This is a genomic window from Helicobacter pylori SA213A, assembly GCF_000476275.1.
Taxonomy (GTDB): Bacteria; Campylobacterota; Campylobacteria; order Campylobacterales; family Helicobacteraceae; genus Helicobacter; species Helicobacter pylori_CL.
In genome coordinates this window covers 20,778-35,588 of record NZ_CBOM010000011.1, presented here as the reverse complement: position 1 = coordinate 35,588, position 14,811 = coordinate 20,778, and the positions used below count along the sequence as shown (strand labels likewise).

Genomic DNA, 14,811 nt, shown 5'->3' with positions numbered 1-14,811 from the left:
CTATTCCTATTGAAAATAAGTTAAAGTGGTTTTCCCGAATTTTTTCTGTTTGATTATAGCTAAAGTTGTAAGATTTTTAGGCATCTCATGCGCGCTTTCATGCTCAAAAACCACTAAAAGATTTTTTGAATGAGAGCGTTTTAATAACCTTTCTAACGCTTGAAAACATTTTTCATAAATCCCTAAAAACCCGCTTGTTTCAAAAGGAGGATCCAAATAAATAATATTCAAAACGCCATTTTTTAAACCCAGCGTGGGCAAAAGCTTGAAAGCGTCATCTAAAAAGGTTTGAATTTCCATTTCCTTTTTTAAGCGGTTTTTAAAGAGGGCGATATTTTCTAAAAGCGTGGCATGAGCGCTTTTATTTTGCTCAAAAAACACCGCGCTTTTAGCCCCCCTACTCAAAGCCTCTAAACCCATAGAAGCGCTGCCTGAAAACACTTCTATAAAATGCGCTCCTATAATTTCTGCTTGCAAGGTATTAAAAAACGACTCTCTTACGATCGCTTTCGTGGGGCGCGTGCTAGAAATGTTAGGCAAATTCAAGCCCAATCCCTTACAAGCCCCCCCAATAATCTTAAATTTTTTTACTGGCTGATGATTTGGCATAATTTTTGGGTGTATTCTTCTAATAATTGCTGAATCTTTTGCTCTTTAGAAAATTTGATTTCTTCGCATTCTTCGCAAGGTTTTTCACTCTCTTTTAAAGCGCGATAAAAATTTTTTACATCTTCTTTCACGCTCTGTTTGGTGAAAGGCTTTCTTAAGCGTTCTTCTATAAAGCATAGGGGCTTATTAATCTCTAGCGTTTCATCATCGCTTAAAACAAAGTCGCAAACTTCTATAGGAGAGAGGCAACCGCTCAAGTAAAATTCCAAACTCTTTTGGATCAACAAAGACTTACAAGAAAGAAAAATTTTCAAAAAACCCCTTTTACCTCATCAATAGACTTAAATTGTTTCAAATTATAGCAATTCTTTCTTTTAAATACCAATATTAAATAAACTCAAAAATTGTTTCATTTTGTAAAAAAGAAAAATAGAATGTTAAAAATAAAGCTCAAATAACATCTTTTTTTTTTTTGGTATAATGGCCGGCGAAGGTAAGAGCGAAGGGTATTATATTCCTTCCTTCTTTACTATAACTTAGCATTTTAATAAACTTTTTCATTAAAAAAATGTCCTGACGCTCTTACCTTTCCCCTTTAAAAAAACGCAAACTCTTTATTATTATTAATTATTATTAGATTGTCAAAATGCTTTTAATTTACATTTTATTTTTTTTTTTTTCTACAAACTCTAACGCTTTGAAACGCTCCCCTAAACCCCCAGGGCTAATTAGGGGCTTGATTTTAGCCGCTTCTTTTAAATACCTTTCATAACCCACGCTCTTTGAAAATGTTTCTAACAACCCCATAAGCCCCATATCCAGCAAAGCGTTAGCCTGCGATTTGAAGAATGAAAATTGCGCGTGGTGTTTTTCAAACAAAAAGCGCACCAGAGAAAAATTGACATCATAAGTCAAATCGCTTTGCTGATACAAAGAAGCCAGATGGTTTAAAATATCCTTAAAATCCAGCGCTTGGTGGTTTTTAAAAGCCCTTAAATGCATGTCTTTCCTCTCTGTTTCATCGCCATAATCAAAGCTCAAAAACACCCAAGAAGAAGCCTCATCCAATTTTTCTAACAAATCCTTAATGAAAGCCTCTAAAAATAACGGCGCGCACCCTTGTTTTAAATCCAAATTTTTAAGAAGTTCTTTAGTGGGTTCATCAATAGCGCCCCAAACGCCCTGATGATCATGGGTAATAAAAAGCATTTGGTTATCTTTAATGATCTCGCAAGCGAACGCGTCAAACAATTCATTAGAGACAACGAACGCGCTTTCATGCCCCTTGAAATCTAGATCTTTCAGATCGCAGATCATCAGATCCAATTGCGTGGCTTGTTTGAAAATGGTTCGTTGGAGTTTTTGCAATTCCTTTAAAGGCTCGCAGCTGACAAACTCACATTTTTCCATTACGCCCACGCTCAAAGCGTTTAAAAAACTGGCTATATCGCTCAAAAAATACCCATGATGAGAGCCAATTTCTACAATCTTTAAAGGCAACAATAATTTTTCTTCTTCTAAAAGCTTAATGATATAAAACGCCATAGCGCCCCCAAAAAACTTACTCAAAGACACCGAAGTGTAAAAATCCCCTTTTTGACCGATTAGCGCCTTTCTGTAATACCCCTTTTCTCCATAAAGCCACTCTTGCATGTAATTCCCAAACGATCGCATGATTTTCCTTTCATTAAACTCATCTCAATCAACAATAAGAGAGTGCTATTCTAGTCAAAATCGCCTTATTTTTGCGCTATGATATTCAATCATAATGACTTTTTAAAACTAGTTTGAAGGGAGTTTAGAGTTTGGAAATTTTAAGGCGAGAATGCGGGGCGGTGGAAGAAAACGCTTATATTGTGAAGCTTTCTAGTGGGGTAGATTTTATTATTGATCCCGGATTTTCTAGCAGCGAATGGGTGTTAGAAAACGCCAAGAATCCTAAAGCGATTTTAATCACGCATGGGCATTATGATCATGTATGGGATAGCGCTCAATTGTCAAAAACCCTTAAAGACACCCCCATTTACGCCCCCAAAGACGATGTGTTCATGCTAGAAAATGATATTTTCCATTTAGGCATGCCGGTTTTTAGCCCCAATTTTAGCGTGCCTTGCAATAAGGGTTGCACCACTTTAGAGATAGAAAACACTACCATTAAATACTGGCATTTTCCCGGACACACGCCAGGTTGTTCTATCATAGAAATAGAAGGGGTGATTTTTAGCGGGGATTTTATTTTTTATCGCAGCATTGGCCGCTATGATTTCCCTTATTCTAATGAAAAAGACATGAAAGAGTCCCTGTTAAGGTTTCAGAATTTAGATTTCCCTAAAGACATAGAGATTTATCCAGGGCATGGGGATAAAACAAGTTTTTTTGCCGAAAGAGAGCATTCTAAAATTTGGGTTTCAAGGATGGCTTAATTGCTAAGCCGGCTAGACAAAGAGCGTTATTTGCGCCATATCATGCTAGAAGATGTGGGCGAAGAAGGCCAATTGAAGCTTTTAAAATCTAGCGTTTTAGTCATTGGAGCTGGAGGGCTTGGATCAGCGGTTTTGATGTATTTGTGTGCCGCTGGGATAGGAAAAATAGGTATTGTGGATTTTGATGTGGTGGATATGAGTAATTTGCAACGCCAAATCATCCATTCACAGGATTTTTTAAACCAACCTAAAGCCTCTAGCGCGAAAGCGCGCTTAAAACGACTCAATGCGGGTATTGAAATAGAGGCTTTTGAAGAACGCTTTAAGGCTCATAACGCTCTTTCTCTTATAGAACCTTATGATTTTATCATAGACGCTACAGACAATTTTAACGCTAAATTTTTGATCAATGACGCTTGCGTGTTAGCCCAAAAACCCTATTCGCATGCCGGGGTTTTAAAATACAGGGGGCAAAGCATGAGCGTTTTACCCCATAGTGCATGCTTAGCGTGCGTTTTTGATAAGCCCCCTAAAAAGGGATTAAATCCTACTTCAGGGCTTTTTGGGGTCTTACCTGGGGTTTTAGGGTGTATCCAAGCGAGCGAATGCCTTAAATATTTTTTAGGGTTTGAAACTTTACTTATAAATACTTTACTTATAGCCGATATTAAAACGATGGATTTTAAAAAAATTCAAGCACCCAAAAACCCTGAATGTAGGGTTTGTGGCACGCATAAAATCACGCATTTACAGGATTATGAAATTTAGATTAAGGGGTAAGTTTTGGATTTATCAACCATACTAGGCTTGGTATTGGCGGTCGCTTCTATTTCGTTAGGCGATATTTTAGAAGATGGCAACCCGTTGCACATTATCCATTTGAGTTCAGTTATTATCATTGTGCCTACTTCGCTTTTTGCCGCCATGACAGGCACGCATGCTCGTTACGTGAAAGCCGCTTACAAAGAGATAAAAATTGTTTTTTTAAACCCTAAAATCAATTTAAACGAAACCATTAAAAATTTAGTGGAATTAGCCACTCTGGCTAGAAAAGATGGGGTGTTGAGTTTGGAGGGGCGGGTGGCGCAAATTGAAGACGATTTCACCCGTAATGGTTTGTCTATGATCATAGATGGCAAGGATTTAAAATCCGTTAAGGAAAGCTTAGAAATCAGCATTGAAGAAATGGAAGAGTATTACCACGGCGCCGCTCATTATTGGGAGACGGCCGGTGAGACCGCTCCTACTATGGGGTTAGTGGGGGCGGTTATGGGGCTTATGTTAGCCTTGCAAAAACTAGACAACCCGGCTGAAATGGCAGCAGGGATCGCTGGGGCTTTTACGGCCACTGTTACAGGGATTATGTGTGCTTATGCGATTTTTGGCCCTTTTGGGCATAAGCTCAAAGCTAAATCTAAAGACATTATCAAAGAAAAAACCGTTCTTTTAGAGGGGATTTTAGGCATCGCTAATGGGGAAAACCCAAGGGATTTAGAAAACAAACTCTTAAACTACATCGCTCCCGGTGAGCCTAAAAAATCTCAATTTGAGGGCTAAACATGGCTAAGAAAAACAAACCCACCGAATGCCCCGCCGGCGAAAAATGGGCGGTTCCTTATGCGGACTTTTTGTCGTTGTTGCTCGCGCTTTTTATCGCTCTTTATGCCATTTCAGCGGTCAATAAATCCAAAGTGGAAGCCTTAAAAACCGAATTTATTAAGATTTTTAATTACGCTCCTAAGCCAGAGGCGATGCAGCCGGTTGTAGTGATCCCCCCTGATTCAGGGAAAGAAGAAGAGCAAATGGCGAGCGAAAGCTCCAAACCGGCTTCGCAAAATACCGAAACAAAAGCCACTATCGCTCGCAAAGGCGAAGGCAGTGTTTTAGAGCAAATTGATCAAGGCTCTGTTTTAAAGCTCCCCTCTAGTTTATTATTTGAAAACGCCACTTCAGACGCCATCAATCAAGACATGATGCTTTATCTTGAACGGATCGCTAAAATCATTCAAAAACTCCCTAAAAGAGTGCATATCAATGTGAGAGGTTTTACGGATAATACGCCTTTAAATAAAACCCGTTTTAAAAGCCACTATGAATTAGCCGCCAATCGTGCTTATAGGGTGATGAAAGTCCTTATACAATACGGCGTGGATCCTAACCAATTGTCTTTTTCTTCTTACGGATCTACAAACCCTATCGCGCCTAATGACTCCCTAGAAAACAGAATGAAAAACAATCGTGTGGAAATCTTTTTTTCAACCGATGCGAACGATTTGAGTAAGATCCATTCTATTTTAGATAATGAGTTCAACCCCCACAAACAGCAAGAATGAATCGCATGAAACGAATTTTTTTGTCAATCTTTTTGTTGTTAGCGAGCCTTATCGCTAGAGAAAAGGACGCTTCTTCAAACCTTTTTGATTTGATTGATAAGGGGATCAACAGAGAACAAGAATTAAAAGAGCAGGAGCAAAAAACGCGCTTAAAACTGGCTCAAAGCCCTTTAGTGGCTTTAGAGATTGTCCCCCAAGAAACGCCCTATTTAGAATGGCAAGGGGCTAGGGAGTCGTATTATTTAAAGGTGAGCGCTGTCGTGGAGAGCGTGGTTATCTTAAAAATTGACATCAATCAAGGGCGTTCTTGCTCGCTCTACCCCACGCCTAAAAGCGTTTCTTTAGTGAGGAACCAAAGCGTAGCCTATGAAATTTTATGCGAAAACCAGCCCCTATGGATAGAAGTAAGCACGAATTTAGGCAAACGCACCTTTCAGTTTTAACTTATAACCAACATTAAAGAATGCCTTTAGCATTTTAAAACCCCTTTATTCAAATAAGTTTGGTTATAATGCCAAGCATGGGCGTTTTTAAACAATTGATCAAAGAATTGTATGAATGGTTGCTCCATTCTATAGATGTGGCTACGCAGCATTTAGTTGCCATAGTGTTAAAAATAAGCGTGGTAAAATATTTGATAAAAGAATTTCATGATCGCTTCATTTATTTTATAGATTTGATTGCGCAACATTTTATCATCGTTGCGCTTTCTAGTCTTCTCGTGTTGGTGTTTGGGGTTTTGATTGGGGTTTTTGTGTTTTATAACTCAAAGGCCAGGGCGTTCTTGCTCCCTGTGGTGAATTTCCTCTACACCATCCCATCGCTTGCGTTATTCGCGTTATTCATTCCTGTGATTGGGGTGGGGTTAAAAAACGCGCTTTTAGTGTTGGTCTTATACGGCTTATTACCCATTGTCCATAGCACTTATAACGCTTTAAAAGAGGTGCGAGAAGAGGTCATTAAGGCCGCTATCGGGCTAGGGTGTAACCCCAAAGAATTGTTTTTTAAAGTGCACTTCTTGCTCGCTATCCCCCAAATTTTAGCGGGTTTAAGGATTGCGGTAGTAATGTTAGTGGCGATGGCTGGGATTGGGGCGCTCATTGGGGCTGGAGGCTTAGGGCAGGCGATCTTTAGAGGGCTAAACACGCAAAACACCACGCTTTTAGTGGCGGGTAGTTTGATCATAGCTCTTTTTAGTGTTTTAGCGGATCAATTTGTGAGCGTCTTTCAACATGAAAACGCCTTGCAACGCCTATTTTCTCAAAACGCCACCCAAAAACAAAAAAGAAGAGTTTATACTAATTTAGCGGTGTTTCTTTTGTTATTGCTAGCGAGCGCTTTATGGCTCATTCCTAGAAACGCCATAGAAGAAAAGCCCTTAGTCGTGGCTACAAAACCTAGCAGCGAGCAGTATATTTTGGGCGAGATTTTAAGCCTTTTGTTAGAAAAACACCATATTCCTATCAAGCGGGCGTTTGGCATTGGTGGGGGGACGATGAATATCCATCCGGCATTAATTAGAGGCGATTTTGATTTGTATGTGGAATACACCGGCACCGCTTGGGTGAACACGCTCAAAAACCCTTTGACTCAAAAAGTGGATTTTGAAACGATTAAAAAGCGTTATGAGAAGGAATTTAATCTTTTGTGGGTGGGGCTTTTGGGCTTTAACAACACCTATTCCTTAGCGATTTCTAAAGAAGACGCTCAAAAATACGCGATTGAAACTTTCAGCGATTTAGCCTTTCATAGCCAAAATTTTGATTTTGGAGCGGAGTTTGACTTTTTTGAAAGAGAGGACGCTTTTAAGGGCTTAGTGAAAGCTTATCGCTTTCATTTTAGAAGTTTGCATGAAATGGATATTAATTTGCGTTATAAAAGTTTTGAATCCCATAAGATCAACGCTTTAGATGTCTTCACCACAGACGCTCAAATCAAAGAGTTGGATTTAAAGGTGCTTAAGGACGATAAAGGGTTTTTCCCCAATTATCAGGCCGGTATTGTCATCAGAAAAGAAATAGTAAAAAAGTATCCTGAAGCACTAGAAATCTTAGAAAAATTGGATTCAAAAATTAGTGATGAAATGATGCAAGATTTAAACTATCAGGTGGAAGTGTTGAAAAAAAGCCCTAAAATCGTAGCTAAAGATTTTTTAGAAAGCTTGGGGTTATAGCATGAAAGAAATCGTCAAAATAGAGAATGTGTCTTTTAACTACCACAATCGCGCTGTTTTTAAGGATTTCAATTTAAGCATTGAAAAAGGGGATTTTTTATGCGTTTTAGGGGAGAGCGGGAGCGGCAAAAGCACGCTTTTAGGCTTGATTTTAGGGCTTTTAAAACCTAATCTTGGGAGCGTTAAAATCTTTAATGAGACCCTTTCAAACAACGCTTTTTTACGCCAAAAAATAGGCTATATCGCTCAAGGCAATTCCTTATTTTCTCATTTAAACGCCATGCAAAACATGACTTTTTGCCTTAATTTACAAGGCATAGACAAACAAGCCGCTCAAAAAGAAGCCAAAGCCTTAGCGTTAAAAATGGGGTTAGAGGAGAGCCTTATGGATAAATTCCCCAATGAATTGAGCGGGGGGCAAGCCCAAAGAGTGGGCATTATTAGGGGGATTATCCACAAGCCAGAACTCATTTTATTAGATGAGCCTTTTAGTGCTTTAGATAGTTTTAATCGTAAGAATTTGCAGGATCTCATCAAAGAGATACACCAAAATTCTTGCGCTACTTTCATTATGGTAACGCATGATGAAAGCGAGGCACAAAAGTTAGCCACAAAAACCCTAGAAATCAAAGCCCTTAAACAAGGGCAATGATTTTAAGGCTCGTTTAAAAATTCTGGCGTGGTGTTGTTGGTGGGCGTTTGCATAGAAGAATTAGAGCTGTTTGAAGTTTTTTTAGTGGGTTTTTCATTGAATGGGGGGGCTTTATAGCCACAAGCTTGAATGGTTATTGCCATAAGCGTTAAAAAGCATGTTAAGATCAGTTTATGGAACAAAATATTTTCTCCTTACTCATCCAAAAAAAGTCTTATAAAAAGCTTGAAACTCTTTTGAAACTCAAAAAGCTTAAGGTTTTTATGCCTTTAAGTTTACAAAAAAATTTGCTTTTTATCTTCATAAAAGATTCTAAATTGCTTTTTGCGTTTAAAGATCTTTGGGCGTGTAAGGAATTTAACCAGCGAGTCGCTAAAGAAATCAGTCATTTTTTAACCACGCAAGGGCATGCTTGTGGGCTTGATGGGTTAGATGCGTTAGAAATTGTGGCTTATGTGCCTAAAGATTCACTAGAAAAGGCCAATTTTTATACACCCATTAAAAAGCAAGCCCAATTTTATCGCCCCAGCGCCTTAGGGTTGTTCCATAACCCCATTAAAGACACTCGTTTGCATGAATGTTTTGAAAAAGCACGCTCTTTGATCCACTACCAACGCGGTTTTTTTGAGGAATGAATGGCTGATTTATTGTCCAGTTTAAAAAACCTTTCTAATAGCAGTGGCGTGTATCAATATTTTGATAAAAACCGCCAACTACTCTACATCGGTAAAGCGAAAAACTTAAAAAAGCGCATCAAAAGCTATTTTTCTATCCATAATAATGAAATCACGCCCAACCATCGTGCAAGTTTGCGCATTCAAATGATGGTCAAACAAATCGCTTTTTTAGAAACGATTTTAGTAGAAAACGAGCAAGACGCTTTGATTTTAGAAAATTCTTTAATCAAACAGCTCAAACCCAAATACAACATTCTTTTAAGAGACGATAAAACTTACCCTTATATTTACATGGATTTTTCCACTGATTTCCCTATCCCTTTAATCACACGAAAAATTTTAAAACAGCCTGGCGTTAAGTATTTTGGCCCCTTTACTAGCGGGGCTAAAGATATTTTGGATAGTTTGTATGAATTGCTCCCTTTAGTCCAAAAGAAAAATTGCATTAAAGATAAAAAGGCATGCATGTTTTATCAAATAGAGCGTTGTAAAGCCCCATGCGAGAACAAAATCACCAAAGAAGAGTATTTAAAAATCGCTAAAGAATGTTTAGAAATGATTGAAAATAAAGACAAGCTCATCAAAGAACTTCAATTAAAAATGGATCGCCTTTCTAGTAATTTGCGTTTTGAAGAAGCTCTAATCTATAGAGATAGGATTTCTAAAATCCAAAAAATCGCCCCTTTCACTTGCATGGATTTAGCCAAACTCTATGATTTGGATATTTTTGCTTTTTATGGCAAAAACAACAAGGCGGTGTTGGTGAAAATGTTCATGCGTGGGGGTAAAATCATTTCTTCAGCGTTTGAAAAAATCCACTCCCTCAATGGGTTTGACACTGATGAAGCGATGAAACAAGCCATTATCAACCATTACCAATCGCATTTGCCTTTGATGCCTGAACAAATTCTATTGAGCGCTTGCTCTAACGAAGCGCTTAAAGAATTGCAAGAATTTATCTCTCATCAATATTCTAAAAAAATCGCTCTTAGCATTCCTAAAAAAGGCGATAAGCTCGCTTTAATAGAAATCGCTATGAAAAACGCTCAAGAGATTTTTAGCCAAGAAAAAACCTCTAATGAAGATCGGATTTTAGAAGAAGCGCGATCGCTTTTCAATTTAGAGTGCGTGCCTTATAGGGTGGAAATCTTTGACACAAGCCACCATGCCAACAGCCAATGCGTGGGGGGAATGGTCGTGTATGAAAACAACGCCTTTCAAAAAGACTCTTATCGGCGCTACCATTTAAAAGGCTCTAACGAATACGATCAAATGAGCGAATTGCTCACCAGAAGGGCTTTAGACTTTGCCAAAGAGCCACCGCCTAATTTGTGGGTGATCGATGGAGGGAGGGCGCAATTAAACATCGCTTTAGAAATTTTAAAAAGCAGCGGGAGTTTTGTAGAAGTGATCGCTATTTCTAAAGAAAAAAGGGATTCTAAAGCTTATCGTTCTAAAGGGGGCGCTAAAGACATTATCCATACGCCTAGCAATACTTTTAAATTGCTCCCTAGCGACAAACGCTTGCAGTGGGTGCAAAAATTGCGCGATGAAAGCCACCGGTATGCGATAAACTTCCACAGATCCACTAAACTTAAAAACATGAAACAAATCGCTCTCTTAAAAGAAAAGGGCATAGGAGAAGCCAGCGTGAAAAAATTGTTGGATTATTTTGGGAGTTTTGAAGCGATAGAAAAAGCGAGCGAACAAGAAAAAAACGCCGTTTTAAAAAAACGAATTTAAAGGAAAAGACATGAAAAAAAGATTGAATATAGGGCTTGTGGGTTTAGGGTGTGTGGGGAGCGCGGTCGCTAAAATCTTACAAGAAAATCAAGAAATCATCAAAGACAGAGCCGGCGTGGAAATTAAAATTAAAAAAGCGGTGGTGCGAGACGTGAAAAAGCACAAAGGCTATCCTTTTGAAATCAGTGATGATTTAGAAAGCCTAATAGAAGATAAAGAGATTGATCTTATCGTGGAGCTTATGGGTGGGGTGGAAGCGCCTTATCTTTTAGCTAAAAAAACTTTAGCCAAACAAAAAGCCTTCGTTACAGCCAATAAAGCCATGTTAGCGTACCACCGCTATGAATTAGAGCAAACCGCTAAAAACACCCCCATAGGCTTTGAAGCGAGCGTGTGTGGGGGTATCCCTATTATCAAGGCTTTAAAAGACGGCTTGAGCGCTAATCATATCCTTTCTTTTAAAGGGATTTTAAACGGCACGAGCAATTACATTTTAAGCCAGATGTTTAAAAATCAAGCGAGCTTTAAGGACGCTTTGAAAGACGCGCAACGTTTAGGCTATGCGGAATTGAACCCTGAATTTGACATTAAGGGCATTGATGCGGCGCACAAATTATTGATTTTAGCGTCTTTAGCGTATGGCATTGATGCGAAATTAGAAGAAATCTTGATTGAAGGCATTGAAAAAATAGAGCCAGACGACATGGAATTTGCAAAAGAGTTTGGTTATAGCATTAAACTTTTAGGCATCGCTAAAAAACACCCAGATTGCATTGAATTAAGGGTGCATCCAAGCATGATTAAAAATGAATGCATGCTCTCTAAAGTGGATGGAGTGATGAACGCTATCAGCGTTATAGGGGATAAGGTGGGCGAGACTTTGTATTATGGGGCTGGGGCTGGGGGAGAGCCTACCGCAAGCGCGGTCATTAGCGATATTATAGAAATCGCAAGGAAAAAAAGCTCTTTAATGCTAGGCTTTGAAACCCCTCAAAAACTCCCCCTAAAACCCAAAGAAGAAATCCAATGCGCTTATTATGCACGTTTGTTAGTGAGCGATGAAAAAGGGGTTTTTTCTCAAATTAGCGCGATTTTAGCCCAAAATGATATTTCGCTCAACAATGTCTTACAAAAAGAAATCCCGCATTCCAACAAGGCTAAAATCTTATTTTCCACGCACACCACCAACGAAAAGTCTATGCTGAACGCCCTTAAAGAGCTTGAAAATCTACAAAGCGTGTTGGATACCCCTAAAATGATCCGTTTGGAAAATTGATGCGCTTTTTGAATAACAAACATAGAGAAAAGGGCTTGAAGGCTGAAGAAGAAGCTTGCGGATTTTTAAAAACGCTGGGTTTTGAAATGGTGGAAAGGAACTTTTTTTCACAATTTGGCGAAATTGATATTATCGCTTTGAAAAAAGGGGTTTTGCATTTCATTGAAGTCAAAAGCGGGGAAAATTTTGATCCCATTTATGCGATCACGCCGAGCAAATTAAAAAAGATGATCAAAACGATCCGCTGTTATTTGTCTCAAAAAGATCCTAATAGTGATTTTTGCATTGACGCTCTCATTGTGAAAAAAGGTAATTTTGAGCTTTTAGAAAATATCACTTTTTAGATTTTTACAGAAAATAAATGCGTTTTCATTAACATTATTAAGCTAATATAATTCTCGTTAATCAAAATCATAGAATAATTAGGAGTAACCAATGAGTCACTATATTGAATTAACTGAAGAAAATTTTGAAAGCACCATTAAAAAAGGGGTTGCGTTAGTGGATTTTTGGGCGCCATGGTGTGGTCCTTGCAAGATGCTATCCCCTGTGATTGATGAACTGGCTAGCGAATATGAAGGTAAGGCTAAGATTTGTAAAGTCAATACCGATGAGCAAGAAGAATTGAGCGCGAAATTTGGCATTAGAAGCATTCCTACCCTTTTATTCACAAAAGATGGCGAAGTCGTCCATCAGCTGGTGGGCGTGCAAACTAAAGTCGCTTTAAAAGAACAATTGAACAAACTTTTAGGCTAGTGGCCATGATAGATTGCGCGATTATTGGAGGTGGTCCTGCAGGCTTGAGTGCGGGGCTTTATGCCACTAGAGGCGGTGTTAAAAACGCCGTTTTGTTTGAGAAAGGAATGCCTGGGGGGCAAATCACTAGCAGTAGCGAGATTGAAAACTATCCGGGCGTGAAGGAAGTGGTGAGCGGGTTGGATTTCATGCAACCATGGCAAGAGCAATGCTTTCGCTTTGGCTTAAAGCACGAAATGACCGCCATTCAAAGGGTTTCTAAAAAAGACTCTCATTTTGTTATTTTGGCAGAAGACGGCAAGACTTTTGAAGCTAAAAGCGTGATCATCGCTACCGGCGGTAGCCCTAAACGCACAGGCATTAAAGGCGAGTCAGAATATTGGGGCAAAGGCGTTAGCACTTGTGCGACATGCGATGGCTTCTTTTATAAAAATAAGGAAGTAGCGGTGCTTGGTGGGGGCGATACTGCCGTAGAAGAGGCGATTTATTTAGCCAATATCTGCAAAAAAGTCTATCTTATCCACAGGAGAGATGGCTTTAGGTGTGCACCCATCACTTTAGAGCATGCTAAAAAGAACGATAAAATTGAGTTTTTAACCCCTTATGTGGTGGAAGAAATCAAAGGCGATAGTGCCGGTGTGTCTTCTTTGAGCGTTAAAAATACAGCCACTAACAAAACAAGCGAATTGGTTGTGCCGGGGCTTTTTGTTTTTGTGGGTTATGATGTGAATAATGCGGTATTGAAGCAAGAAGACGGCTCCATGCTGTGCAAATGCGATGAATACGGCTCAATAGTCGTGGATTTTTCCATGAAAACAAATATTCAAGGTTTGTTTGCAGCGGGAGATATTCGCATTTTTGCCCCTAAACAAGTAGTTTGTGCGGCAAGCGATGGTGCTACGGCGGCTTTAAGCGTGATTTCTTATTTAGAACACCATTAAAATTATGGCTTGTAATCCTAGATTTAGGGTTATGGGCTTTTGCTCCAAACATTCATTTGACTCTTCAAAGCTTATAAAGTATTTTAGTTTTTTGTTTAATTGCAATGCGATTTCGTTCTCTTGCTTTATTTTAATTAAATATTGATCACAAAATTTAAAAACGCTTAAAACATTTTTTACAATCAATATAATAAAAGAACTTGTTTGATCAAAAAAGCGCTCCTTAGGAGGTTGTGGGGATTTAGTTGGGGGTTGTAGGGGGGAGAACTATTTTAATACCCCCTATTCTCTTAAGAGTTTTATTGTAAAACAGAGCCTAAAAACGATATACTCTATTAAAAATTATGGGAGTCTAAGCTTTGCGTGTTTTTATCATTTCTTTAAATCAAAAAGTGTGCGATAAATTTGGTTTGGTTTTTAGAGACACCACGACTTTACTCAATAGCATCAATGCTACCCACCACCAAGCGCAAATTTTTGATGCGATTTATTCTAAAACTTTTGAAGGCGGGTTGCACCCCTTAGTGAAAAAGCATTTACACCCTTATTTCATCACGCAAAATATCAAAGACATGGGGATTACAACCAATCTCATCAGTGAGGTTTCTAAGTTTTATTACGCTTTAAAATACCATGCGAAGTTTATGAGCTTGGGGGAGCTTGGGTGCTATGCGAGCCATTATTCCTTGTGGGAAAAATGCATAGAGTTAGGTGAGCCTATTTGTATTTTAGAAGACGATATAACCTTGAAAGAGGATTTTAAAGAGGGCTTGGATTTTTTAGAAAAACACATCCAAGAGTTAGGCTATATCCGCTTGATGCATTTATTGTATGATGCCAGTGTAAAAAGTGAGCCTTTAAACCATAAAAACCACGAGATACAAGAGCGTGTGGGGATTATTAAAGCTTATAGCGAAGGGGTGGGGACGCAAGGCTATGTGATCACGCCTAAGATTGCCAAAGTTTTTTTGAAACACAGCCGAAAATGGGTTGTTCCTGTGGATACGATAATGGACGCTACTTTTATCCATGGCGTGAAAAATTTGGTGTTACAACCTTTTGTGATCGCTGATGATGAGCAAATCTCTACGATAGCGCGAAAAGAAGAACCCTATAGCCCTAAAATCGCTCTAATGAGAGAACTCCATTTCAAATATTTGAAATATTGGCAGTTTGTATAAATGAAAATTGTAAAAAATACTAACGAGCGTTTTAAAGCTTTAGCTGC

18 protein-coding genes are annotated in these 14,811 nt (G+C 38.8%); 14 read left to right on the top strand and 4 right to left on the bottom strand.

Annotation, left to right across the window (positions count from 1 at the left end; translation table 11 throughout):
- Positions 1-6: 6 nt before the first annotated feature.
- The 3 genes from rsmD to QT74_RS05115 all read right to left on the bottom strand — a co-directional run bounded on the left by rsmD (position 7) and on the right by QT74_RS05115 (position 2,283).
- Entirely contained in the window at positions 7-609 is a 603-nt protein-coding gene (gene rsmD, locus QT74_RS05125; protein ID WP_033765148.1) for a 16S rRNA (guanine(966)-N(2))-methyltransferase RsmD, read from the bottom strand.
- Positions 588-923, bottom strand: coding sequence for a hypothetical protein (locus QT74_RS05120; protein WP_033765146.1), 336 nt, complete (start codon positions 921-923; stop codon positions 588-590). The genes rsmD and QT74_RS05120 overlap by 22 nt, the downstream gene beginning before the upstream one ends.
- 343 nt (positions 924-1,266) lie before the next feature.
- The gene (locus QT74_RS05115) at positions 1,267-2,283 is read right to left on the bottom strand and encodes a class I SAM-dependent methyltransferase (protein ID WP_033765144.1); all 1,017 of its coding nucleotides are present in this window, start codon (positions 2,281-2,283) and stop codon (positions 1,267-1,269) included.
- A gap of 131 nt (positions 2,284-2,414) precedes the next feature.
- Between QT74_RS05115 and QT74_RS05110 the strand changes: the two genes are divergently transcribed.
- The 7 genes from QT74_RS05110 to egtV all read left to right on the top strand — a co-directional run bounded on the left by QT74_RS05110 (position 2,415) and on the right by egtV (position 8,190).
- On the top strand, positions 2,415-3,032 hold the full coding sequence (locus QT74_RS05110; protein WP_033765142.1) for an MBL fold metallo-hydrolase: 618 nt from the start codon (positions 2,415-2,417) through the stop codon (positions 3,030-3,032).
- Positions 3,033-3,800, top strand: coding sequence for a HesA/MoeB/ThiF family protein (locus QT74_RS05105; RefSeq protein WP_033765140.1), 768 nt, complete (start codon positions 3,033-3,035; stop codon positions 3,798-3,800).
- Positions 3,801-3,815: 15 nt separating this feature from the next.
- Positions 3,816-4,589 carry a flagellar motor stator protein MotA gene (motA, locus tag QT74_RS05100; protein WP_000366184.1) on the top strand — a complete coding sequence of 258 codons (774 nt, stop codon included), beginning with the start codon at positions 3,816-3,818 and terminating at the stop codon, positions 4,587-4,589.
- Between the two features lie 2 nt (positions 4,590-4,591).
- Positions 4,592-5,365: a flagellar motor protein MotB gene (gene motB, locus QT74_RS05095; RefSeq protein ID WP_033765139.1), complete on the top strand. Its 774-nt coding sequence runs from the start codon at positions 4,592-4,594 to the stop codon at positions 5,363-5,365.
- A gap of 5 nt (positions 5,366-5,370) precedes the next feature.
- Positions 5,371-5,808, top strand: coding sequence for a hypothetical protein (locus QT74_RS05090; RefSeq protein WP_001885597.1), 438 nt, complete (start codon positions 5,371-5,373; stop codon positions 5,806-5,808).
- A gap of 68 nt (positions 5,809-5,876) precedes the next feature.
- On the top strand, positions 5,877-7,538 hold the full coding sequence (gene egtU / locus QT74_RS05085; protein WP_033765137.1) for an ergothioneine transport permease/ergothioneine binding protein EgtU: 1,662 nt from the start codon (positions 5,877-5,879) through the stop codon (positions 7,536-7,538).
- Between the two features lies 1 nt (position 7,539).
- Positions 7,540-8,190 carry an ergothioneine transport ATP-binding protein EgtV gene (egtV, locus tag QT74_RS05080; RefSeq protein ID WP_033765135.1) on the top strand — a complete coding sequence of 217 codons (651 nt, stop codon included), beginning with the start codon at positions 7,540-7,542 and terminating at the stop codon, positions 8,188-8,190.
- 2 nt (positions 8,191-8,192) lie between these two features.
- On the opposite strand, the gene QT74_RS05075 is transcribed toward egtV, so the two are convergent.
- Positions 8,193-8,372 carry a hypothetical protein gene (locus QT74_RS05075; protein ID WP_033765133.1) on the bottom strand — a complete coding sequence of 60 codons (180 nt, stop codon included), beginning with the start codon at positions 8,370-8,372 and terminating at the stop codon, positions 8,193-8,195.
- Between QT74_RS05075 and QT74_RS05070 the strand changes: the two genes are divergently transcribed.
- The 7 genes from QT74_RS05070 (at position 8,364) to QT74_RS05035 (ending at position 14,764) form a co-directional block, all read left to right on the top strand.
- Positions 8,364-8,825 carry a hypothetical protein gene (locus QT74_RS05070; protein WP_033619941.1) on the top strand — a complete coding sequence of 154 codons (462 nt, stop codon included), beginning with the start codon at positions 8,364-8,366 and terminating at the stop codon, positions 8,823-8,825. The two genes, QT74_RS05075 and QT74_RS05070, sit on opposite strands and share 9 nt — an antisense overlap.
- A complete protein-coding gene (gene uvrC, locus QT74_RS05065) occupies positions 8,826-10,610 on the top strand; it encodes an excinuclease ABC subunit UvrC (protein ID WP_033765131.1) in 1,785 nt (594 codons plus the stop codon).
- 10 nt (positions 10,611-10,620) lie between these two features.
- The gene (locus tag QT74_RS05060) at positions 10,621-11,886 is read left to right on the top strand and encodes a homoserine dehydrogenase (RefSeq protein WP_033765129.1); all 1,266 of its coding nucleotides are present in this window, start codon (positions 10,621-10,623) and stop codon (positions 11,884-11,886) included.
- Positions 11,886-12,230: a YraN family protein gene (locus tag QT74_RS05055; RefSeq protein WP_033765127.1), complete on the top strand. Its 345-nt coding sequence runs from the start codon at positions 11,886-11,888 to the stop codon at positions 12,228-12,230. The genes QT74_RS05060 and QT74_RS05055 overlap by 1 nt, the downstream gene beginning before the upstream one ends.
- Before the next feature lie 91 nt (positions 12,231-12,321).
- Positions 12,322-12,642 carry a thioredoxin gene (trxA, locus tag QT74_RS05050; protein WP_000020199.1) on the top strand — a complete coding sequence of 107 codons (321 nt, stop codon included), beginning with the start codon at positions 12,322-12,324 and terminating at the stop codon, positions 12,640-12,642.
- A 5-nt stretch (positions 12,643-12,647) separates the two neighbouring features.
- Entirely contained in the window at positions 12,648-13,583 is a 936-nt protein-coding gene (trxB, locus tag QT74_RS05045; protein WP_033615282.1) for a thioredoxin-disulfide reductase, read from the top strand.
- 359 nt (positions 13,584-13,942) lie between these two features.
- Positions 13,943-14,764, top strand: coding sequence for a glycosyltransferase family 25 protein (locus QT74_RS05035; RefSeq protein WP_033765123.1), 822 nt, complete (start codon positions 13,943-13,945; stop codon positions 14,762-14,764).
- Positions 14,765-14,811 lie beyond the last annotated feature (47 nt).

Excerpts from the sequence above, each read along its gene's own strand:
- rsmD (WP_033765148.1), bottom strand. The coding sequence starts at position 609 with ATGCCAAATCATCAGCCAGTAAAAAAATTTAAGATTATTGGGGGGGCT.
- QT74_RS05115 (WP_033765144.1), bottom strand. The coding sequence starts at position 2,283 with ATGCGATCGTTTGGGAATTACATGCAAGAGTGGCTTTATGGAGAAAAG.
- motB (WP_033765139.1), top strand. The coding sequence starts at position 4,592 with ATGGCTAAGAAAAACAAACCCACCGAATGCCCCGCCGGCGAAAAATGG.
- QT74_RS05090 (WP_001885597.1), top strand. The coding sequence starts at position 5,371 with ATGAAACGAATTTTTTTGTCAATCTTTTTGTTGTTAGCGAGCCTTATC.
- egtU (WP_033765137.1), top strand. The coding sequence starts at position 5,877 with ATGCCAAGCATGGGCGTTTTTAAACAATTGATCAAAGAATTGTATGAA.
- egtV (WP_033765135.1), top strand. The coding sequence starts at position 7,540 with ATGAAAGAAATCGTCAAAATAGAGAATGTGTCTTTTAACTACCACAAT.
- QT74_RS05070 (WP_033619941.1), top strand. The coding sequence starts at position 8,364 with ATGGAACAAAATATTTTCTCCTTACTCATCCAAAAAAAGTCTTATAAA.
- uvrC (WP_033765131.1), top strand. The coding sequence starts at position 8,826 with ATGGCTGATTTATTGTCCAGTTTAAAAAACCTTTCTAATAGCAGTGGC.
- QT74_RS05060 (WP_033765129.1), top strand. The coding sequence starts at position 10,621 with ATGAAAAAAAGATTGAATATAGGGCTTGTGGGTTTAGGGTGTGTGGGG.
- QT74_RS05055 (WP_033765127.1), top strand. The coding sequence starts at position 11,886 with ATGCGCTTTTTGAATAACAAACATAGAGAAAAGGGCTTGAAGGCTGAA.
- trxA (WP_000020199.1), top strand. The coding sequence starts at position 12,322 with ATGAGTCACTATATTGAATTAACTGAAGAAAATTTTGAAAGCACCATT.
- trxB (WP_033615282.1), top strand. The coding sequence starts at position 12,648 with ATGATAGATTGCGCGATTATTGGAGGTGGTCCTGCAGGCTTGAGTGCG.